We start from the raw sequence: 20017 nt of genomic DNA, 5'->3' as shown, positions 1-20017 counted from the left end.
AAAGCGATGCGTTTGGCACTGTGTACCTTGGGTATGGTAGTGGCCGTTTCTGTAAACGCAGAGGACATAACGTTATCTGATGAAACCGTCAGCTTAGAAGCAATGAATGAAGCCAGAGGTGGGCAAAACGTTGAGTTAGACCTCTTCTATGCGGAATCAGATGTGGACGGCATTTCGTCAGATAACGTTGCGACCAATACGGTAAGCGGAAACAACATACTATCACCAGGTGCGTTCGCAGACAGTTCAGGGATATCGAGCGTGATTCAAAATACAGGGAATAACGTGCTTATCCAGAACTCAACCGTCGTTAACCTGACACTCAAGTAACTATCAATATGAAAGTTTGGCAAAACTTAACTTGGCTGTTGCTGGCAATGTCAGCTTCAGCCAACTCCTTAGAATTCCTTCCTCATCGAGGGCATTTTTCTGTGCCGGTAAAAAGCTACAAGGAAATCGTGTTTGGTGATGTCTTCCGTCAACAATACGATTTTAGTTGTGGTTCTGCGGCACTAGCTTCATTACTCACCTATCACTATGGCACTCCTTCAACGGAACAAGACATCTTCAAAATCATGTACGACAAAGGAGATAAGGAGCAGATAAAAGAGAAAGGCTTCTCGTTGTTAGACATGAAGCTCTACCTCGATTCTATCGGACTAAATTCCGACGGCTTTCAAGTTGGGTTAGAAAAGATCCGCAAAGTTGGAGTTCCGGGCATCACATTAGTGAATTTCGATGGATACATGCACTTTGTCGTGATCAGAGGTATGAACACCGACTCAGTGATCTTAGGCGATCCCTCCCGAGGCACCATGATCATGAAATATGAAGAGTTTGAGAAATATTATCAGGGGATCGTACTGCTGATTCGAAACGAAGCTGAGATGGGACGCTCGGGATTTATTACCGATGACAAATTTGCCATCTATCATGCCTCGCCTGTTGAGAGTGGCGTACCGAGAGACTCACTCGGAGTATTCAGTATTACCTTGCCCGTTGCTGGTGAGAACTAATGGAGGCGTGGTTATGAGAATATCAAAAGTATTGCTCGCGTTTTGCCTTAGCATGCCTTCTGTCGCGCTGGCAAATGTGATTGAACTAGGTGCTTTAAAACCAGTCCCGGATGAATCCCTTGCCGAGATGCGAGGTGGGTTTCAATTGACTGATGATTACGTGATTAACATTGGTCTGAGCATTACTACGACAATTAATGGGCAAGATATCCTCAACACGACGATAGCAAACCTCGTAATCGAAAACGGCTCTCTTACCAATATCAGTGGCAGTAATAATCCCAACGGTAGCGGCGCTCTCGATCAGGGTATCGTCAACATCATTCAATTTGGTGAAGGGAACTTTATTGGCGACAATACGGCCAATACGCCTGATATGCCCAGCTCTAATCAACCTAACATCATCAGTTCTGATTTCATTAACTCCAGTATCATCAATATCATTCAGAACACGACTGACAACAGCGTGATTGGCTTGAGCACATTAGTCGATATCGATGCGCAAGTCAGTGGTGTCATGCAGCAGATACGCGCAAACCAGCAACTTGAGGATGCACTCCTTAATCACCTTCAATGAAATTCCTTAATGGAGCATCAAAAAAGGATTACCGTTTTAGTAATCCTTTGAGCATGTCTTTGGTTCACTGAGTAAATTGAGTTGCGCTATAAATTAAACGGTACTCGAATCGTCAATTGGAAATCCGGAGTATCTTCCGTTAAGCCTGCTTGAGCGCTGACATTGATCGACGCTCGCGGGCTAAACGCGTAATTGACCCCAAGTGTTAACGCATCGAGTTGAAGTAGCTTCGCATCATCGGCCGAGCTGCCATTAACTTTACTTTTCATGATCGTTTTATGGCTGAGTCCGAGCGAGAAAGACAGATCCGGGTTCACCGCAAAGCCCATACCACCCGCTAAGGAAATGGTGTCGCCAAGGTCAACATCAGCTTTGGTATCCCCTACAGTGACATTGTCTTCCAAGTTGTAGATATAGCTGAGGTTGGCATACAAGACCGCAGGGTCAGTTGGATAAATCATCGAGATACTCGGTTCAAAACTCCAAAAACCTGAGCCTGTTGGTACATCACTAAAAGAGTTACTACCTTCATCAATCGATACATCATAAGGAGAGCGGCCAGTGTCTGATTTCACCCGTAGTCCGCCAACCCAATAAGGCGCACTGTCAAAATTAAACTGGTGACGAATTGCAAGCTCCACATCTCCCATCCCACCACCATCGATTGTGGTATTCACCACGTCAGCATTCGAACCGTCCTGAATAGGTCGCGTTGCAATCTGGTCATTGCGATAAACGTAGGGTAGCCGAACTTCCAATTCCGTTGCATTGGTTAAGCCATATCGAGCCGTTAAACCAACCGTTACTGTTGTCCGATCCGCATCACTGACTTCAATTCGACCGACAATCAGTGTCGGTAACACGGTATAACCGACGACAGAGACCTTATTTGAAGAGTTTTGTGTGTAGCTAAGTGATGTATCGAATGACCACTGTCCTCGTGGCGTGAGCACGCCAGGGCGGTCTATGACATCACTTACCGTTTGTGCCCGTTGAGGAATCTCATCTCCTTCAGCACCGTAAGCAGTTTGAGCTACACATACCAACCCAAGAGTGCAGCCAATCAGTGTCTTCCCTAACATCGAATTATCCTTTCTTGTGGCGGTTATAAACGATTAGGTTAGATTTTGAGGTTTCGCAATTTGTTGATAGCAAGAAGTTGCGCAGTCTTAAAACAGAAACGCTTGAATGGCTTATGGGAGTTTAGCTTAAGGAAGAGGTCAGATCTCAAATACAAAAAAGCCCCGCATAAGCGAGGCTTTTTCTAAAGAGTGGCGCGTCCTGGAGGATTCGAACCTCCGACCGCCTGGTTCGTAGCCAGGTACTCTATCCAGCTGAGCTAAGGACGCACGGTTTTCGATATCAGTATTACCAATATCAGGAGTTCACAAGGAAACCCTAAAGAGTGGCGCGTCCTGGAGGATTCGAACCTCCGACCGCCTGGTTCGTAGCCAGGTACTCTATCCAGCTGAGCTAAGGACGCGCAGTTTTCGATATCAGTATTACCAATATCAGGAGTTCACAAGGAAACCCTAAAGAGTGGCGCGTCCTGGAGGATTCGAACCTCCGACCGCCTGGTTCGTAGCCAGGTACTCTATCCAGCTGAGCTAAGGACGCGCAGTTTTCGATATCAGTGTTACCAATATCAGGAGTTCACAAGGAAACCCTAAAGAGTGGCGCGTCCTGGAGGATTCGAACCTCCGACCGCCTGGTTCGTAGCCAGGTACTCTATCCAGCTGAGCTAAGGACGCGCAGTTTTCGATATCAGTATTACCAATATCAGGAGTTCACAAGGAAACCCTAAAGAGTGGCGCGTCCTGGAGGATTCGAACCTCCGACCGCCTGGTTCGTAGCCAGGTACTCTATCCAGCTGAGCTAAGGACGCGCAGTTTTCGATATCAGCGTTACCAATATCAGGAGTTCACAAGGAAACCCTAAAGAGTGGCGCGTCCTGGAGGATTCGAACCTCCGACCGCCTGGTTCGTAGCCAGGTACTCTATCCAGCTGAGCTAAGGACGCGCAGTAATCTTTATTTTACTTTGTATAACCCGTTTATCAAACGAATTATTAAATAGTGGCGCGTCCTGGAGGATTCGAACCTCCGACCGCCTGGTTCGTAGCCAGGTACTCTATCCAGCTGAGCTAAGGACGCGCAGATCTTCTTGCTAGGAAGTTGTGAAGTAAATCACATTCATTTCTTACGAAACAAAAAAAAGGCCGTCGGGCCAGTCAATGAATGGCGGTGAAGGAGGGATTCGAACCCTCGATACGGGATAAACCGTATACTCCCTTAGCAGGGGAGCGCCTTCAGCCTCTCGGCCACCTCACCGTTTTCATTGTTATATCTCAGAAGAGATATGGCGCGTCCTGGAGGATTCGAACCTCCGACCGCCTGGTTCGTAGCCAGGTACTCTATCCAGCTGAGCTAAGGACGCACTTTTTGTTGATAAATCAACGTTGCAAGAATGGCGGTGAAGGAGGGATTCGAACCCTCGATACGGGATAAACCGTATACTCCCTTAGCAGGGGAGCGCCTTCAGCCTCTCGGCCACCTCACCGTCTTGCGGAGGCACATATTACGTTTTACCGAAAATATGTCAAACACTTTCTTTGAAAAAAAACGCAAAAATCGCTTAACCGATGCGGATTTAATCAAAGTGATTATTAAACAAACTTTATCACTCTATTATGATGAAAAAAAGAGAGTCTTCCCTTAAAAAAGGACATTTTTTCGAAACTAAAAAGGCTAGCCGAATGGCTAGCCTTTTTCATTCAAACTAAGCTCTGTAAACAGGAGCGGCTTAGTAGTTACCTGAAGCAACGTTACCGTTGCCTTTTTCAGCTTGAATGCGCATGTAGATTTCTTCACGGTGAACAGAAACCTCTTTCGGAGCGTTAACGCCGATACGTACTTGGTTACCTTTAACACCTAGTACAGTTACAGTCACTTCATCACCAATCATAAGTGTTTCGCCTACGCGGCGAGTCAAAATTAGCATTCTTTGCTCCTTGAGTAATCTCTAAATTTTCTTGCTACAAAGCTATTATCCAACAAAAGTTATATTTTCGTAAACTACCTTGTTACCGAAAATTAGCCCAAAAAGGCATGTTTTTGCTGAATGTTTAATACTTCACTAGATGTAACGTAAGCATTATGAAGAATGTTTGCTGCTGCATCCACACTCTCAGGTGGTAAGACTAGCATCATAGTGAGTGCATTCGTTGAGCAGAAATTGATCGCAATATCTTGCTGTGCCAACAATTCACAGGCATGGTCAACCATTCCATTGGCTTCTAGCCCCACAGCGGTCAACAGGCTTACTACTTCACTATTACGGATTTTATCGCTGAACACCAGATCCAACTTGGCACATGCATCTTGTTTTATCATGATACCTGTTCGTTCTGTTTCCTCGATCACATTCCAAATGTCGATACCTAACATCTGACATTGCTTTGTAACGCTGGGCAAATGTTCGTCGTCAACTTCAATAATGGCAAGGTCACGTTGAATGGCTAGACCAGAGACGGCTTTTGAGCCTGACTCCCCTTTCACCAAACTGCCTTCATTCAGTTCAAATGTCGAAAGCACGCGTAGTGGAACATTATTCTTCCATGCATACTGCACAGAAGGTAGATGTAACACTTTCGCTCCACGGCTCGCCATCGCTTCCATTGAAGGAAAATCGATAACCGCCATCTTTTGAGCGTTTTTCACTACACGTGGATCACAAGTATATATACCATCAACGTCGGTAAAGATTTGACACTCATCCGCGCATAATGCGCCAGCCAGTGTCACTGCGCTCGTATCTGAGCCACCTCGACCTAATGTGGTGATATCCCCATTTTCATTCACACCTTGGAAGCCAGCTACGATGACGATTTGGTCTTGTTCAAGCAAATCCATAATCGCAGAAGTATCAATGTGTTTAATCGTCGCGTCATTGTGTTGATTGTCCGTCACAATGTTCGCTTGTGCTCCGGTAAGTGAGCGCGCTGCATAACCCAATTTATTCAGAGTCATCGCCAGCAGTGCCATCGACACTTGCTCACCAGCAGAGAGCAAAACATCAAGTTCTCGAGCCGTTGGAACGCTATCTACTTGCTTAGCGAGATCCATTAGTCGATTTGTTTCGCCTGACATTGCAGACACAACAACGACAACTTGATTACCATCATTTTTCGCCTTAATGATGTGTTCAGCTACCTGGTGGATTCTTTCAATTGAACCCACTGAGGTTCCGCCAAACTTTTGCACGATAAGGGGCTTTTTCACCAGTCTTCACCTTCCCAAGACCAAAGTCTCATTAGGACCACTCATACTCCATTGAGATAAATTATATAAGCGGTAGTTACAACAAAAACCAAGCAGCGTAAATGACCTGGTTAAAATACGGTCAATTAAACCACTTGGTTACCATAAAAAAATTACGCTCAATCAAAGAAGCTTGATTGAGCGTAATTCATTATTTTAAAAGCTTATAGGCGTTCTTCTAGCCAAGGCTGTACGGACTGAATCGCCGCAGGCAGCGCGGCAACATCAGTACCACCCGCTTGCGCCATGTCAGGACGACCGCCGCCTTTACCGCCAACTTGCTCAGCAACCATCTTAACTAGGTCACCCGCTTTCACTTTACCGATAAGGTCTTTGGTTACGCCTGCAATCAGACCGATCTTGTCATCGTTCACGTTAGCAAGAAGGATTACACCGCTACCTACTTGGTTCTTGATGTCATCAACCATAGTACGTAGGTTCTTGTTATCTGCGCCTTCTAGAGCAGCGATCAGTACTTTAGTACCGTTGATGTCCTGAACTTTACCCATGATGTTTGCGCTTTCTGCCGCAGCCATCTTGTCTTTCAGTTTCTGGATTTCTTTCTCTAGAGATTTTGCTTTCTGCGCTGATTCAGCCAGTTTCTCTTCGTACTTAGCCGCTTGAGCTTCGATTGCGTCTAGCGCACCTTCACCCGTTACCGCTTCGATACGACGGATACCTGCTGCGATACCACCTTCAGATGTGATCTTGAATAGACCGATGTCACCTGTGTTTGAAGCGTGGATACCACCACAAAGCTCAGTAGAGAAGTCGCCCATAGACAGTACGCGTACTTCGTCATCGTACTTCTCGCCGAATAGAGCCATTGCGCCTTTCTTCTTAGCAGACTCAATGTCCATCACGTTGGTTTCAATCGTGTGGTTACGACGAATTTGCGCGTTAACTAGACGCTCAACTTCTTTCAGTTCTGCTGCAGTTACTGCTTCTAGGTGTGAGAAGTCGAAACGTAGGCTGTCAGCTTTCACTAGAGAGCCTTTCTGCGTTACGTGCTCACCAAGAACTTGGCGAAGAGCTGCGTGTAGTAAGTGCGTTGCTGAGTGGTTTAGAGAGATAGCTGCGCGACGCTCTGCGTCAACGATAGTTGCTACTTCGTCGCCTTTCGCTAGAACGCCTTCTGCCATTACACCGTGGTGTGCGATTGCGTTACCTAGCTTTTGAGTGTCTTCAACACGGAATACACCAGCTTCAGTACGGATTTCACCAGCGTCACCACATTGACCACCTGACTCTGCGTAGAATGGTGTCTCACCAAGCACGATGATTGCTTTGTCGCCTGCAGATAGAGATTCTACTTCGTTACCTTCAACGAACATCGCCGCTACAGAGCTAGAGCCTTTAGTACCTGTGTAACCACAGAATTCTGTTTGCGTATCAACTTTGATTGCTGCGTTGTAGTCAGTACCGAAGTTACCAGCTTCACGCGCACGTTGACGCTGCTCTTCCATCGCTTTCTCGAAACCTTCTTCGTCGATTGCGAACTCACGCTCACGTGCAACGTCGTTAGTTAAGTCAGCTGGGAAGCCGTAAGTATCGTAAAGTTTAAATACGGTTTCGCCGTCTAGTACTTTACCGTCTAGGTTATCTAGTGCTTCGTTTAGAATCGCCATACCGCGCTCAAGTGTACGACCAAAGTTTTCTTCTTCGATACGCAGTACTTTTTCAACCACAGCTTGTTGACGCTTCAGCTCTTCACCAGCCGTACCCATGATTTCCGCTAGTACACCAACCAGTTTGTGGAAGAATGCACCTTGTGCGCCCAGCTTGTTACCGTGACGAACTGCGCGACGGATGATACGACGTAGAACGTAACCGCGGCCTTCGTTTGAAGGCATAACGCCATCAACGATCAGGAATGAACATGAACGGATGTGGTCAGCGATAACGCGTAGCGATTGGTTTGATAGATCTTCGTAGCCAATCACTTCAGCAGCAGCTTTGATAAGAGCTTGGAATACATCGATTTCGTAGTTTGAGTGAACGCCTTGCATGATTGCAGAGATACGCTCAATACCCATACCAGTATCTACCGATGGTTTTGGTAGCGGTTCCATAGTGCCGTCTGCGTGACGGTTGAACTGCATGAATACGTTGTTCCAGATCTCGATGAAACGGTCACCATCTTCTTCAGGTGTCCCAGGACGGCCACCCCAGATGTGCTCACCGTGATCGTAGAAGATTTCAGTACATGGACCACAAGGACCTGTGTCACCCATTTGCCAGAAGTTATCTGACTCGTATGGTTTACCACCTTTCTTGTCGCCGATGCGAATAATGCGGTCTGCTGGAACACCTACTTTTTGGTTCCAGATATCGAATGCTTCGTCGTCTGTCTCGTAAACTGTAACAAGTAGACGGTCTGCTGGTAGCTTAAGGGTTACTGTTAGGAATTCCCAAGCGAACGCGATAGCGTCTTCTTTGAAGTAATCGCCAAAGCTGAAGTTACCTAGCATTTCAAAGAATGTGTGGTGACGAGCAGTGAAGCCAACGTTTTCCAGGTCGTTGTGTTTACCACCAGCACGTACACAACGTTGAGCCGTAGTCGCTCGAGTGTAGGCTCGTTTTTCTAAGCCTAAGAAACAATCTTTAAATTGGTTCATACCCGCGTTTGTGAACAGCAGGGTTGGGTCGTTATGTGGAACTAACGATGAACTTTCTACGATTTGGTGTCCTTTGCTCTCAAAGAACTTGAGGAACGCGTTACGAACCTCATCAGTGCTCATGTACATGCAGCTCTTCCTGAAAATAGTCGAGTTAGAATTTTGCCGTATTGTAGATCATGCAATCAGCTACGACTAGTTTTCTTGCGGAAAAGAGGCATTAGAAGAAAAAATTTGAATCAAAACAAAAAACAGTGCGAACGGCTGACCGCTAATCTTCGTCCTCAAAGCTCAGCGCATAGCTGATTTGGTCAAAACTGTAGCCACGATATTGCAGAAATCGCACTTGTTTAGCGTACTCTTTCTGGTCTTTGGCTTTTATTCCTTTGAATTTCTTCTCAGCAGCCATTCTTGCCAGTTCAAACCAGTCTTGGGGTTCTTCTGCCATCGCCATATCAATGATGGATTCTGCGACACGTTTTTGGTTCAGTTCTTGACGAATGCGGCGCTCACCATGACCTTTGTAAACATGCTGGCGCACTTGGCTTTTGGCATAACGCAGGTCATCCAAATAGTTGTGGGCGAGACAAAAATTAATGGCCGCTTCGATGTCAGCCTCTTCATACCCTTTTAGAGCCAGCTTTTGGTATAACTCGTATTGCCCATGGTCTCGACGGCTCAATAATTGGATAGCCGCTTCTTTGCTAGATAGAGTCGGTGCTTGACGCTTTTGGTACATGGTGATCCTAAAACTGTTTTTGCTGTACAGGCTTTATAACAATCGTAGTAAATCGCGGCTTACTCTAGCTCTTTAAAGCACTAGAACTGCTCGCTTACCTACCCGAATTGATATTAACCTAGCCTTTGTTTTTTCGATTTTGATTTCAGCAGATACAACAAAGCCCCGCATAGCAGGGCTTTGTTCAATATGATTCAATCAGAAGCTTAAAACTCTTCTTCTTGCTCTGATTTTTCACCTGATTCTGGTGCTTCAGGTAGTGCTGGTGAAAGTAGCATTTCACGCAGTTTAGTATCGATAGTCTTACCGATTTCTGGGTTTTCGCGTAGGTAGTTACAAGCGTTTGCTTTACCTTGGCCAATCTTGTCGCCTTGGTAGCTGTACCATGCACCCGCTTTTTCAACTAGCTTGTGCTTCACGCCTAGATCAATCAGTTCGCCTTCACGGTTGAAGCCTTGGCCGTACATGATTTGCGTGTTTGCTTCTTTAAACGGTGCAGCAATCTTGTTCTTAACAACTTTGATGCGCGTTTCGTTACCTACTACTTCGTCACCTTCTTTGATTGCGCCAGTACGACGGATATCTAGACGAACAGAAGCGTAGAACTTAAGTGCGTTACCACCTGTTGTTGTTTCTGGGTTACCGAACATCACACCAATCTTCATACGGATTTGGTTGATGAAGATACACATACAGTTAGATTGCTTTAGGTTACCCGTTAGCTTACGCATCGCTTGAGAAAGCATACGTGCTTGAAGACCCATGTGGCTGTCGCCCATTTCGCCTTCGATCTCTGCTTTTGGTGTTAGTGCTGCAACTGAGTCGACAACCATAACGTCAATCGCACCAGAGCGTGCAAGTGCGTCACAGATTTCTAGCGCTTGCTCACCAGTGTCTGGCTGAGAAACCAATAGTGCATCGATATCAACGCCAAGTTTCTTTGCGTACACAGGATCTAGAGCGTGCTCTGCATCGATAAACGCACAAGTTTTGCCTTCGCGTTGCGCAGCAGCAATAAGTTCAAGAGTTAGCGTTGTTTTACCTGAAGATTCTGGACCGTAGATTTCTACGATACGACCCATTGGTAGACCACCAGCACCCAAAGCGATATCAAGAGAAAGAGAACCCGTTGAGATGGTTTCTACGTCCATTGCGCGGTTATCACCAAGGCGCATGATAGAGCCTTTACCGAATTGCTTTTCAATTTGACCTAGCGCAGCGGCGAGCGCTTTCTGTTTGTTCTCGTCCATTACTTTCTCCGATTTATTCATCTTCTTTGGGCGACGAATAGTAATTCATTTTTCTTAAGCAGAAGAACTGCTCAGCAATGAAAGTTATTATACTGTTGATTCATACAGTGTCTATACCTGTATGAAAAAAATTTGGCTGACCTAAAGCTGTGATTTGCTCTAGCCCTTATCAACGCTGGGCTAAGACAATTTCACAAATTCTAAATCAGATGTTGATGCAATTGAGTCAGTGCATGCTCGACCGCTTTTTTGCGAACTTCTGCACGGTCACCAGTAAAATGCATGGTTTCTACTTGCTGCCAATTTTGATTATCAGCAAAAGCAAAGCAGACCGTTCCGACAGGTTTCTCTTCACTGCCTCCTCCCGGGCCAGCGATACCACTGATGGATACGCCGATGGTTGCGTTGGAGTTTTTAATTGCGCCCTGCACCATTTCAATCACAACAGGCTCACTCACTGCACCGTGCGCTTCTAACGTTGAAGCTTGTACACCAAGCATCTCCATTTTGGCTTCATTACTATAAGTAACGAACGCGCGATCAAGCCAAGCTGAACTACCAGCAATATCAGTAATAGCGGTTGCAACACCGCCACCCGTGCATGATTCTGCGGTGGTTAAAACATGTCCATGCTTAGCCAATAATGCGCCGAGATCGGCACTCAATTTTGTTGCTCTTTCCATAGCCAAAAATGCCCTTTGTCTCTTTTTACTTGATAGGGATTCACGTATCCTAAGCCGCTACGGAAATAAACAAAAGTACTTACCTGTGAAAGCTGAACAAAAACATACTCCGATGATGCATTAGCGTGTAAAACCTGTCAAATCATATAATTAAAACTCAAGCAAATTAAAAACTACACTTTTAGCTACACTTGATTTTTCTCAGGATTATCGGGGATTCCGAGGTTAGGCAAAAGCACTCAAGTTCACAAAAAGTCCTAGAGATTCGTGAGGAAATGGCTGTCAGTAAGCAGCGATATTAAAGAATCCTAAATTGCCAATCGATCAGGTCCGCAGTACAGACTACCTTGAGCGAAGAAAGCCAATGATGTGCTGGTGGAGTGGGCATATAGGAGAGGCTGCCAAAGGCAGTCTCTCAGTAACTGGTATGAAGCAATTGAAGGTTGTTTAAATTTAACTAACGACAGAAAAAACAAAGGCTGCATCACTTTATTGTGTATACAGCCCGTAATAGATTGAAAATTATTGCTATCTAGGCAATGGAGGCAAACCTAGTTCTTTGAGGAAACTGTTATGTTTGTCTAAAGCCTCATTGATGTCTTTCTCAATGTTCACTAACTTCTGGTGCTCCGCTTCTAAATCCACTTTAGGTTCAGCTTTAGCCGTACTTACGTATCGCGAGATATTTAAATTGAAATCATTCTTCTCGATCTCTTCCATTGAGACTCGACGAGAATAGCGTTCCTCTTGATCTCTAAATCTATACGTATCGACTATCTTTTGAATGTCTTCTGGGCGAAGCTTATTCTGGCGTTTACCTTTTTCGAAGTTCTCTTCATCACTAGCGTTGATAAACAAAACATCATCATACTTCTTACATTTTTTGAGCACTAAAATGCAAACAGGGATACCTGTTGAGAAGAACAGATTAGAAGGTAAACCGATAACAGTATCAATGTGCCCATCTTTTAATAGCTTACTGCGTATGCGTTGCTCAGCCCCGCCTCTAAACAAGACACCATGAGGCAAGATAATAGCCATCGTGCCTTCATCACTTAAAAAGTGGAAACCATGTAAAAGAAAAGCGAAATCAGCAGCAGATTTAGGAGCTATACCGTGATTTTTGAAACGAAAATCTTCCTTAAACTCGGCTCTATCTGATTCCCATCGATAACTAAATGGTGGGTTAGCAACTACAGCATCGAACTTAAGCTTTTTAGCAGGGTTCTTTTCATTAAGCACGTCCCAATCATTGAATAACGTATCACCATGAAAAATATCAAATTCTGTATCTTTTACCCCATGGAGCAGCATGTTCATGCGGGCTAAGTTATAGGTGGTGATATTTTTTTCTTGTCCGTAAATCTTACCGATGCTACCACCAGCAGATGTGATATGTTTACGCACATTCAATAGCAAAGAACCTGAACCACAAGTAAAATCCAATACTCGGTTTAAGTTCTTCTTTTTGCCCATCTTTGGTTCTTGACTGTCTAATGTGACAATTTCCGAAAGGATGGTTGATATTGGTTGCGGGGTATAAAATTCCCCTGCTTTTTTGCCACCGTTGGCAGCAAACTCGCCAATAAGATATTCGTAAGCATCCCCTAAAATATCAGTATCAGTAGAGAACTGAGCAATACCTTCAGAAACCTTCTGAATAATTGTACATAACTTCGCATTACGATCTGATGGCTTTTTGCCTAACTTTTCTGAGTTTAAGTTAATCTCGGAAAACAGACCTTGAAAACTACTATTGAAGCTTTCATTTTCAATGTACTTAAACCCTTCTTCCAACGTTTTGAGCAATTCATCATCTTGCACTCTTGCCATTTCAGCGATACTTGACCACAGATGCTCAGGCTTAATAATGTAATGCAATTTACGACGCATTTGTTTTTCTAAAAATGGAACATCGTCAGGGTTCTGCTGATACCAAATGGCTAAAGGTGCTGATTTGCAATCCTTCTCAAGCACCGGATAATCTCGACCTAACTCTTTCTTAGCCGCTTCTTCAAAGTTATCCGATAAATACCGTAAAAATAAGAACGACAACATATAGTCACGGAAATCATCAGCATTCATTGCACCACGCAAAGTGTCCGCGATATCCCACAGAGTTTTACCTAACTTGTTTAATTGTTCTTGAGTCATCTCAATATATCTCTACTTATTGATCTGTTATTTTTTTTGCTCTGCTATATCAGGAAACAGATCTGGGTTAAACCGATAATTTGCCATAAAATCGCTTAGAATATTTCTGAAATGACCTTTGTTTTCTTCTGTCATTTCCATTGGCTCAAATAGAGAATAATTTCCATGGCTTAAAATATTAACTAATCTAGTATGCAATATTCCTTCAGGGTCGTTAGCATGCTTTTTAATACAAGCTGAAAAATTATTAAATCCATGAAATGTAGCCGTCTTTTCCAATATGCTTCGTAGTATTGTAAAATGATAGGTAAACAAACTTCCAGATTCAGAAGCTTGGTGAAGTTGTTCTAACAATGCTACATGGTGGAAAAATGGCGTATCTCTAGTGTATTTTAAAGAATATTGATTATTATCTTTATCGTGTTTTAGAAAATACGGTTGTAATTTTCCTTTCTCATTCAACTCATTCCACATCACATTAAAAAATAGCGCATGATGGGATGAAATTACAGTTTTAATTGAACCGTTAGCTGCTTTTAATAATTGAGCAAGATGACTTGCAACAGAAATAGCATTGTGATCATCTAATGAAGAAATAGGATCATCTATATATAGATACTTCACCCAGCTATAAGCTTCTTGCCCGTCAATAGCCAATTGTGCGACTGCTAAAAAGAAACACCAAACAAAAATATTTTCTTCACCACGAGAAACTTTAATATGTTCAACAATTTCATGTGAATCATCGTCATTATGAATCTCTCGTTTAAAATTAACCGTCCACTTTGCATAATCAATTTGAAAGTCAAAATCAGCATAACGCTGTAATAAAGGGCGAATACGATTCTCCATTTCAAGTTCTTGTAAGCCATCAAAAAAATGAGAATCCCGATTAATCTTTAGTACTCGTTGCTGATCATTATTTAGATCATTATCCCAAGAAAACAAATCTTCTGTGAAGGCATTAAAATAAAGAGTATCTCTTGTTGTTTCCTTTACTACTAACGGCATCGTAACATCGTCCATTACATTAGCAGGACGAGTAGCAACATCTTTACCAAACTCTTTAAACGCCATAGATAAGCGAGTTTTCCCTGTACCATTATAAGCAAAGACTAGTATTTGATTTACTGTTTGAGTTTTTTTCCCTCTAGGAACACCATTTTCAAATACATCTCTAAACTTTTCAGACACCTTACCAAGATCAGAATAAATCAGTTCGCTCATGCAATAGATTCCTTAATTTCTGGAAATAATTTCTGCATTAAACCTTTTTTATATTCCTTCAATGTTTCAATTTTTTGGGATTGTATATAAATAAATTCATCTAGAGATGATAAACAGCTAGCTATTTTTTCCTGTTCTTTAAAACTATTAGGAATAAATAATGGACAATTCAACACATCATCTTTTTTTAAGTTCGTCTGTTTCACCCCATCATCAAAACTAAGAAAATAAGCATTTCTATTCAATAGATAGAATAAAAACTGACTATTTACGTCCTTAGAACTCAACTTACAAACACGCTGGTTCACTGTATAAGTATTATCTTTTTTTACATAAAAACATTTAGCTATTGCACGTCCATTAGGAACATCACTTAAAACCATTAAAATGTCATCTTTTGATGCAATTAGATTACCACTATTAGTATATTTCTTAACTTTACCATTTGAAGAAATAAATTTTGAATTTACGACTGTATATATTCCACTATCAACTATATCTTGTTCATGCGCTTTCCCATTTTCATAATAGACTAGCGAACCTAATTTATTAATCTCCCAGTTTTCTTTGAACTCAGCAAATCTCAACTCTGGAGCACTCTTTCCCTCAGCAGGAAAAAGTTTTTTCATTAAGCCTTTTTTGTGTAAATTTAACGAGTCCAATTTTTTATTATTTACCGTAATTAAATTATCCATCGAAGACAAACAATCAGCTATTTTTTGTTGTTCATCATGATCTATTGGATATATGACCTCAATATTAGATATTCTACTTGCTGATATACCAAGAACTTTGGCTCCTTGAGATTCTTTCTGGATCTGTTTTCGCATTACTTCTGATTTAAAAAGATATCCACCAAAACCTTTAACTAAATCATTTTTTTTTGGTCGAGCCAATATTGTATGGAGCCCAGAAAGTAATCTTTCTCCATTTAGATTAACTAACTCGATGCTTTTACCAACATCATCTATATCTTCTGAAGCATCAGCAAAAATCATATCACCCTCTTGGCAATAAGACTCTTCTTTAACTTTATCCAAAGATATTTCTGTATTAATAAATGGAACATATTCTTTCGTTATATCAAACAGTGTTGAAAACTTAGTATGGATATCTCCATAGTGAATATTTTTAACTAAGCCATCATCGTAATTAAGTTTATCCCTAGATAATGAATTAGTGGTCTTCAATGTGTATATTTTATTAAACGGCTTTTTCTGCCATTCCGTCTGACTAAATCTTAATTCCGGCACTAGCTCTTTAAACTCTAACTTACTCATATGCTGCTAATCCTGAAATCTCACGCCCTTGGGCTAGTTTATGTAGATAAGGAATCAAGTCTTCCATTAATGCTAACTCTTTCTTCGTACGTTCTTTCCAGCCAAGTTCTAGTGGCTCCAACAGATCCCCCAGCTTCTCGCCATCAAAGATCATTCGTCCCATAATTCCATCAACAAACGTCTGCAAACTCTCAGTAGTTAAACCGTGCTTTTTAGCCATGTCATTGAGTTCGCTGGTAGCCTTTTTCATTTTAAATGCTTGGTAGCCAGCGTGAATTTGTGACACATCCAATGCCTCACCAGAAGGTAAACTATGTATATAAGCAATTAACTCATCTCGTTCAGACATCAGATTCGATTGCGAGCAAATTAAATCGATGAGTTGCTGACGCGTCATGCTTTGCTTACTTGTTCCCTGAGTCGATTTAGCAATTAATCCCATGATGTAGTCATAATCGATTAAAGCGGATGCAAACAACACAAATTCAAACTCTAGCTGTTCGACCTCTTCAGGCAAGTCTCCTGCGCCTTTATTCGTGTCTAGCTTGCGTTTCAAGTCTTTGGCTGTTTCTAAATACGCTCCTTTAAAGCCACGTAAGGTATCAATCGGTAATGTCGCTGCTACCTGAGCTTTCTGTTCGTCATCCAGTTCTGTGTACTGCTCTAGTTGGTTTTTAAATTTTTGTACTTCTTTGAAGTGATTAATAAAAGAAGCTCTTTGCGCGTCACCTTGAAGATTTGTTACTTCGGAAGGCTCACATGCTAAGCCTTGCTTTTGCATAAAAGCTTCTAGCTTATCGACCGCTGCTTTATATTTCTCAACGACAACAGGCGCAGGATCTACCAACCAAATCTGTTCAGCACCTTCTTCTTTTTTACCAGAGAAAAGTTTAATCGCTTCATTGACTTCTTTTTCTTGACCTCGGAAATCTAAAATATTCCCCCAAGGCTTACTATCATTTAATACACGGTTAGTACGTGAAAATGCTTGTATAAGACCATGGTGTTTTAGGTTCTTATCCACGTATAAGGTGTTCAGGTATTTGGAGTCAAAACCTGTCAATAACATATCAACGACGATGACGATATCGATCTTGTTTTTATGTGGATAATCAGCATTGTCATATTGCTGATCTTTAATCCGCTGCTGAACGTCTTGGTAATAAAGGTCAAACTCATTAATAGTATGATTCGTTGAATACTGATGGTTGTAGCTATTAATAATATCGATTAGTGCTTGCTTCTTGCGCTCAGGCTCAACTTCGTTATCGGCTTTTTCTTGTGGTAGATCTTCCTGTAATTGCTGGATATCTTTCACATTTCGAGCGAATGTATTTAAATCTGAGTTTTCTTTGTCCTTATCACTAAGCTGAGCTGGTGGCGAAAACACACAAGCAATATTTAACGGAATATAGTCTTCAGATTCTGACGCTTTAAGCTCTTGCTGGCTCTTAAACTCTTCGAAGTATTCAATCGCATGGTTGATAGAAGCCGTTGCTAGAATGGCATTGAATCGACGGTGATTCGTCACAGCATCATGTTTCTCTAATATCTCTTGAACGACAGCCCGTGGTGGTGGTGTAACTCTTGTCACCGCTGCTTCAGCTTCATCATTGCTAGCGTCTGCTCGTTGCTTGCTCTCAGAATGTTTGCCAAAAAAGTCAATATGGAAGCTTAGAACGTTCTTATCTTCAATTGCATGAGTAATCGTATAGTGGTGTAGCTCTTGTTCAAAGATACTCTCAGTAGTTTTAAAGGAACCCACATTGCCATCGATTTGAGTATACGTTGAGTTTTTCTCGAATATAGGAGTACCCGTAAAGCCAAACAGTTGTGCTTCAGGGAAAAACTCTTTAATCGCTTTATGGTTTTCACCAAACTGAGAGCGGTGACATTCATCAAAGATAAAAACAATACGTTTATCTCGTAATGGTTCTAATCGCTCTTTGAAGGTTTTCTTACCCTCTTTCAATTTACTCTGGTTGCGCTTGCTGTTTTCATCTAACGCTAAGCCGAGTTTCTGGATCGTTGTAACGATGACTTTATCCGCATAGTCTTCTGACAACATACGACGAACTAACGTTTCTGTATTGGTGTTCTCTTCCACACAGCCATCTTGAAACTTGTTAAATTCTTCTCGGGTTTGACGATCCAAGTCTTTTCTGTCAACCACGAACAAGCACTTTTCAATATCAGGGTTATCTTTAAGTAACGTTGACGCTTTAAACGACGTTAGTGTTTTACCTGATCCTGTTGTGTGCCAAATGTAGCCATTTCCTCGCCCTTCATGGATACAGTCAACAATAGCTTCCACCGCATATATTTGATACGGACGCATAACCAGAAGCTTTTGTTCCGACTGAACTAGTACCATATAGCGGCTAATCATTTGACCGAGAGTACACTTCGCTAAGAAGGCATCAGCAAAGTCATGTAAATGCGAAATTTTGCGGTTATTCTCATTAGCTAGTTGATAAACAGGTAAAAAACGTTCATCAGCATTGAAGCTAAAATGCTCATTACGGTTGTTAGCAAAGTAATAAGTATGGTGCTCATTACTGACAATAAACATTTGAATGAAGCACATCAGCGTATTGGTGTAGCCATTACCAATATCGCTTTTGTAATCAACGATCTGTTCCATGGCTCTACGAGTTACAATATCGTAAGCCTTAAGCTCAATCTGAACCGTAGGAACGCCATTAATCAATAAAATCACATCGTAACGGTGATTGCTTTCATCCGTATTCATGCGCAATTGGTTAATGACTTCAAACTCATTTTTACACCAATCTTTAATGTTCACTAAGGTGTAATGTAATGGTGTGCCATCTTCACGCTGAAAGTAACCACGTTCACGCAGAGTTTGAGCTGCTTCAAAAACATCAGCTGTAATGATGTCTTGGTACAAGCGCTCAAATTCATTGTCAGTAAGACTGACGAAGTTTAACGCCTCAAACTTTTCACGAAAGTTCTGCTTGAGAGCTCGCTCTGTTCGGATATCTTTCCGGTACGAATACTTTAGATCGCCCAACTTATCTATGAGCGCTTGTTCAATTTGAGCTTCTTTCGTTATCATTTTTTGCTACCAAATACGTAAATGAATAAATACGTCATAATGACTGGTCTCGACTGATGGGCATTGTACCCTAACCACATCGAACTATGAATCGAATGGAATGACTAATAGCACTCTCTGGTTAACGAACAAACTAACCGTAAAATCCGTAAAGCACGCCACACTCTGATCTTCCTTTTCTATCGTCTATTTGATCATCAATGAATTTAGTGATTCCCAAGGTTTCTCAATAAGAAAGCTACACTTGTAGCTTCACCAACCTCTAGCACAAACAACGCTTATGACTAGCCCATCTAAACAAAATAAACTTAGATATATATTACCTTCGTGCATACCTTAACCAATTAATTTTTAGGAGTTTTTATGCACAAGACACTCTCCAACGTAAACATTCTAATTCCTCGCCTGTTAATTCCCGATGTTACCAATCCAAAACAAAATATCCCCTCCTTCAATAACTTTGACGATGAATTTCTTTCTTAGGAAGCTCACATGACAACACTAAACTTCACTTCCGTTTCATTACCAGTATCCAAGCAGTTTCAACAATTATTAAGCGAACACTGTCAAACATTACTTGCTTCAGATAGTTGGGAAGCCACCAGCAAGCGCTTGACTCTCAGCTTTCGTGATAAAAGCTATAGCGTAGAAAACGGCGGTTCCCATCCAGTTGAAGTTGGTCTAAACATAACCAATAAGGTAAATGTAACGATCATTTACATCACTGATTTTGCTTATGTAGGAAATCTGTATCCAGAGATAAAACGTCATATTGACTTCGATTTTAGTCATCAACTCTATTTCACTGTTGAAGCTGGTTGGCAGCGTATCCAATCATCCAAAGTGGAGGACTTATATCGAATATGGGAGAAAAGCTTTATTAAGCATGTCCGAGAGGGAGGTTATGACGAAATTAAAGTCATACTCTAATATTCGTTTGTAAACTCTCGCGCAGCTAGCACATAGCAAAAGTATTTAACGATGGCTATTCACTCTAAACTTATCAATAAACACACGATAAAGCACTTATTCGCTCATCGCGCCCCCTCCCTCCTAGCTATCATCCAATCTTGTAC

General features: G+C 42.1%; 15 protein-coding genes, 10 tRNA genes and 1 pseudogene. 5 read left to right on the top strand and 21 right to left on the bottom strand.

The window, feature by feature from the left end; genetic code table 11:
* The first annotated feature begins 6 nt into the window (after positions 1 to 6).
* The 3 genes from ACLIIY_RS01395 to ACLIIY_RS01385 are packed head-to-tail and all read left to right on the top strand — an operon-like array spanning position 7 to position 1593.
* A complete protein-coding gene (locus tag ACLIIY_RS01395; RefSeq protein ID WP_122067009.1) occupies positions 7 to 330 on the top strand; it encodes a carbon storage regulator in 324 nt (107 codons plus the stop codon).
* An 8-nt stretch (positions 331 to 338) separates the two neighbouring features.
* On the top strand, positions 339 to 1016 hold the full coding sequence (locus tag ACLIIY_RS01390; protein WP_196298754.1) for a C39 family peptidase: 678 nt from the start codon (positions 339 to 341) through the stop codon (positions 1014 to 1016).
* A gap of 13 nt (positions 1017 to 1029) precedes the next feature.
* Positions 1030 to 1593, top strand: a complete 564-nt coding sequence (locus ACLIIY_RS01385; protein ID WP_027726742.1) for a hypothetical protein — start codon at positions 1030 to 1032, stop codon at positions 1591 to 1593.
* 86 nt (positions 1594 to 1679) lie between these two features.
* Here ACLIIY_RS01385 and ACLIIY_RS01380 read toward each other — a convergent pair whose 3' ends face one another.
* From ACLIIY_RS01380 to pncC, 17 genes are all read right to left on the bottom strand, one after another.
* Entirely contained in the window at positions 1680 to 2675 is a 996-nt protein-coding gene (locus tag ACLIIY_RS01380) for a transporter (RefSeq protein ID WP_038896771.1), read from the bottom strand.
* Positions 2676 to 2865: 190 nt separating this feature from the next.
* A tRNA-Arg gene (locus tag ACLIIY_RS01375) sits at positions 2866 to 2942 on the bottom strand.
* Between the two features lie 57 nt (positions 2943 to 2999).
* Positions 3000 to 3076: transfer RNA gene (locus ACLIIY_RS01370), tRNA-Arg, on the bottom strand.
* 57 nt (positions 3077 to 3133) lie between these two features.
* A tRNA-Arg gene (locus ACLIIY_RS01365) sits at positions 3134 to 3210 on the bottom strand.
* A 57-nt stretch (positions 3211 to 3267) separates the two neighbouring features.
* Positions 3268 to 3344 (bottom strand) — tRNA-Arg (locus ACLIIY_RS01360).
* A gap of 57 nt (positions 3345 to 3401) precedes the next feature.
* Positions 3402 to 3478 (bottom strand) — tRNA-Arg (locus ACLIIY_RS01355).
* A gap of 57 nt (positions 3479 to 3535) precedes the next feature.
* Positions 3536 to 3612, bottom strand: a tRNA-Arg gene (locus ACLIIY_RS01350).
* A 56-nt stretch (positions 3613 to 3668) separates the two neighbouring features.
* Positions 3669 to 3745, bottom strand: a tRNA-Arg gene (locus ACLIIY_RS01345).
* Between the two features lie 85 nt (positions 3746 to 3830).
* Positions 3831 to 3922, bottom strand: a tRNA-Ser gene (locus ACLIIY_RS01340).
* 29 nt (positions 3923 to 3951) lie between these two features.
* Positions 3952 to 4028 (bottom strand) — tRNA-Arg (locus ACLIIY_RS01335).
* 31 nt (positions 4029 to 4059) lie between these two features.
* A tRNA-Ser gene (locus tag ACLIIY_RS01330) sits at positions 4060 to 4151 on the bottom strand.
* A gap of 243 nt (positions 4152 to 4394) precedes the next feature.
* The gene (gene csrA, locus ACLIIY_RS01325; protein ID WP_004415691.1) at positions 4395 to 4592 is read right to left on the bottom strand and encodes a carbon storage regulator CsrA; all 198 of its coding nucleotides are present in this window, start codon (positions 4590 to 4592) and stop codon (positions 4395 to 4397) included.
* Positions 4593 to 4684: 92 nt separating this feature from the next.
* The gene (locus tag ACLIIY_RS01320) at positions 4685 to 5872 is read right to left on the bottom strand and encodes an aspartate kinase (protein ID WP_434528015.1); all 1188 of its coding nucleotides are present in this window, start codon (positions 5870 to 5872) and stop codon (positions 4685 to 4687) included.
* A 203-nt stretch (positions 5873 to 6075) separates the two neighbouring features.
* A complete protein-coding gene (alaS, locus tag ACLIIY_RS01315; protein ID WP_005436411.1) occupies positions 6076 to 8658 on the bottom strand; it encodes an alanine--tRNA ligase in 2583 nt (860 codons plus the stop codon).
* Between the two features lie 142 nt (positions 8659 to 8800).
* Complete coding sequence (recX, locus tag ACLIIY_RS01310) at positions 8801 to 9268, bottom strand: recombination regulator RecX (protein ID WP_434528014.1); 468 nt, start codon at positions 9266 to 9268, stop codon at positions 8801 to 8803.
* 206 nt (positions 9269 to 9474) lie between these two features.
* Positions 9475 to 10518, bottom strand: coding sequence for a recombinase RecA (gene recA / locus ACLIIY_RS01305; protein WP_005436413.1), 1044 nt, complete (start codon positions 10516 to 10518; stop codon positions 9475 to 9477).
* A 200-nt stretch (positions 10519 to 10718) separates the two neighbouring features.
* Positions 10719 to 11201 (bottom strand): nicotinamide-nucleotide amidase, encoded by a 483-nt coding sequence (pncC, locus tag ACLIIY_RS01300; protein WP_009707585.1) that lies wholly within the window; start codon positions 11199 to 11201, stop codon positions 10719 to 10721.
* Positions 11202 to 11523: 322 nt separating this feature from the next.
* On the opposite strand from pncC, the pseudogene ACLIIY_RS01295 reads away from it, so the two are divergent.
* Positions 11524 to 11652: pseudogene (locus tag ACLIIY_RS01295) on the top strand (integrase); the annotation flags it as partial.
* A gap of 77 nt (positions 11653 to 11729) precedes the next feature.
* Here the strand turns inward: ACLIIY_RS01295 and ACLIIY_RS01290 are convergent.
* From ACLIIY_RS01290 to ACLIIY_RS01275, 4 genes are read right to left on the bottom strand one after another with little or no spacing between them, the layout of a single operon-like run.
* The gene (locus tag ACLIIY_RS01290) at positions 11730 to 13355 is read right to left on the bottom strand and encodes a type I restriction-modification system subunit M (protein ID WP_191116469.1); all 1626 of its coding nucleotides are present in this window, start codon (positions 13353 to 13355) and stop codon (positions 11730 to 11732) included.
* A gap of 27 nt (positions 13356 to 13382) precedes the next feature.
* Positions 13383 to 14582, bottom strand: a complete 1200-nt coding sequence (locus ACLIIY_RS01285) for an AAA family ATPase (RefSeq protein WP_191116470.1) — start codon at positions 14580 to 14582, stop codon at positions 13383 to 13385.
* Positions 14579 to 15862, bottom strand: a complete 1284-nt coding sequence (locus ACLIIY_RS01280) for a restriction endonuclease subunit S (protein ID WP_191116471.1) — start codon at positions 15860 to 15862, stop codon at positions 14579 to 14581. The genes ACLIIY_RS01285 and ACLIIY_RS01280 overlap by 4 nt, the downstream gene beginning before the upstream one ends.
* Positions 15855 to 18941 (bottom strand): type I restriction endonuclease subunit R, encoded by a 3087-nt coding sequence (locus ACLIIY_RS01275; protein WP_191116472.1) that lies wholly within the window; start codon positions 18939 to 18941, stop codon positions 15855 to 15857. The genes ACLIIY_RS01280 and ACLIIY_RS01275 overlap by 8 nt, the downstream gene beginning before the upstream one ends.
* 492 nt (positions 18942 to 19433) lie before the next feature.
* Here ACLIIY_RS01275 and ACLIIY_RS01270 point away from each other — a divergent pair, with 492 nt between their 5' ends.
* A complete protein-coding gene (locus ACLIIY_RS01270) occupies positions 19434 to 19871 on the top strand; it encodes a DUF2787 family protein (RefSeq protein WP_191116473.1) in 438 nt (145 codons plus the stop codon).
* Positions 19872 to 20017: the final 146 nt, after the last annotated feature.

It is taken from the genome of Vibrio sp. K4 (assembly GCF_051122595.1).
In the GTDB taxonomy this organism is placed as follows: domain Bacteria; phylum Pseudomonadota; class Gammaproteobacteria; order Enterobacterales; family Vibrionaceae; genus Vibrio; species Vibrio owensii.
This window is presented reverse-complemented; position numbering and strand designations above follow the sequence as displayed.

What these genes read in the sequence shown, in the direction of transcription:
- ACLIIY_RS01395 (WP_122067009.1), top strand. Translation starts at nt 7, where the DNA reads ATGCGTTTGGCACTGTGTACCTTGGGTATGGTAGTGGCCGTTTCTGTA.
- ACLIIY_RS01390 (WP_196298754.1), top strand. Translation starts at nt 339, where the DNA reads ATGAAAGTTTGGCAAAACTTAACTTGGCTGTTGCTGGCAATGTCAGCT.
- ACLIIY_RS01385 (WP_027726742.1), top strand. Translation starts at nt 1,030, where the DNA reads ATGAGAATATCAAAAGTATTGCTCGCGTTTTGCCTTAGCATGCCTTCT.
- ACLIIY_RS01380 (WP_038896771.1), bottom strand. Translation starts at nt 2,675, where the DNA reads ATGTTAGGGAAGACACTGATTGGCTGCACTCTTGGGTTGGTATGTGTA.
- csrA (WP_004415691.1), bottom strand. Translation starts at nt 4,592, where the DNA reads ATGCTAATTTTGACTCGCCGCGTAGGCGAAACACTTATGATTGGTGAT.
- alaS (WP_005436411.1), bottom strand. Translation starts at nt 8,658, where the DNA reads ATGTACATGAGCACTGATGAGGTTCGTAACGCGTTCCTCAAGTTCTTT.
- recX (WP_434528014.1), bottom strand. Translation starts at nt 9,268, where the DNA reads ATGTACCAAAAGCGTCAAGCACCGACTCTATCTAGCAAAGAAGCGGCT.
- recA (WP_005436413.1), bottom strand. Translation starts at nt 10,518, where the DNA reads ATGGACGAGAACAAACAGAAAGCGCTCGCCGCTGCGCTAGGTCAAATT.
- pncC (WP_009707585.1), bottom strand. Translation starts at nt 11,201, where the DNA reads ATGGAAAGAGCAACAAAATTGAGTGCCGATCTCGGCGCATTATTGGCT.
- ACLIIY_RS01290 (WP_191116469.1), bottom strand. Translation starts at nt 13,355, where the DNA reads ATGACTCAAGAACAATTAAACAAGTTAGGTAAAACTCTGTGGGATATC.
- ACLIIY_RS01285 (WP_191116470.1), bottom strand. Translation starts at nt 14,582, where the DNA reads ATGAGCGAACTGATTTATTCTGATCTTGGTAAGGTGTCTGAAAAGTTT.
- ACLIIY_RS01280 (WP_191116471.1), bottom strand. Translation starts at nt 15,862, where the DNA reads ATGAGTAAGTTAGAGTTTAAAGAGCTAGTGCCGGAATTAAGATTTAGT.
- ACLIIY_RS01275 (WP_191116472.1), bottom strand. Translation starts at nt 18,941, where the DNA reads ATGATAACGAAAGAAGCTCAAATTGAACAAGCGCTCATAGATAAGTTG.
- ACLIIY_RS01270 (WP_191116473.1), top strand. Translation starts at nt 19,434, where the DNA reads ATGACAACACTAAACTTCACTTCCGTTTCATTACCAGTATCCAAGCAG.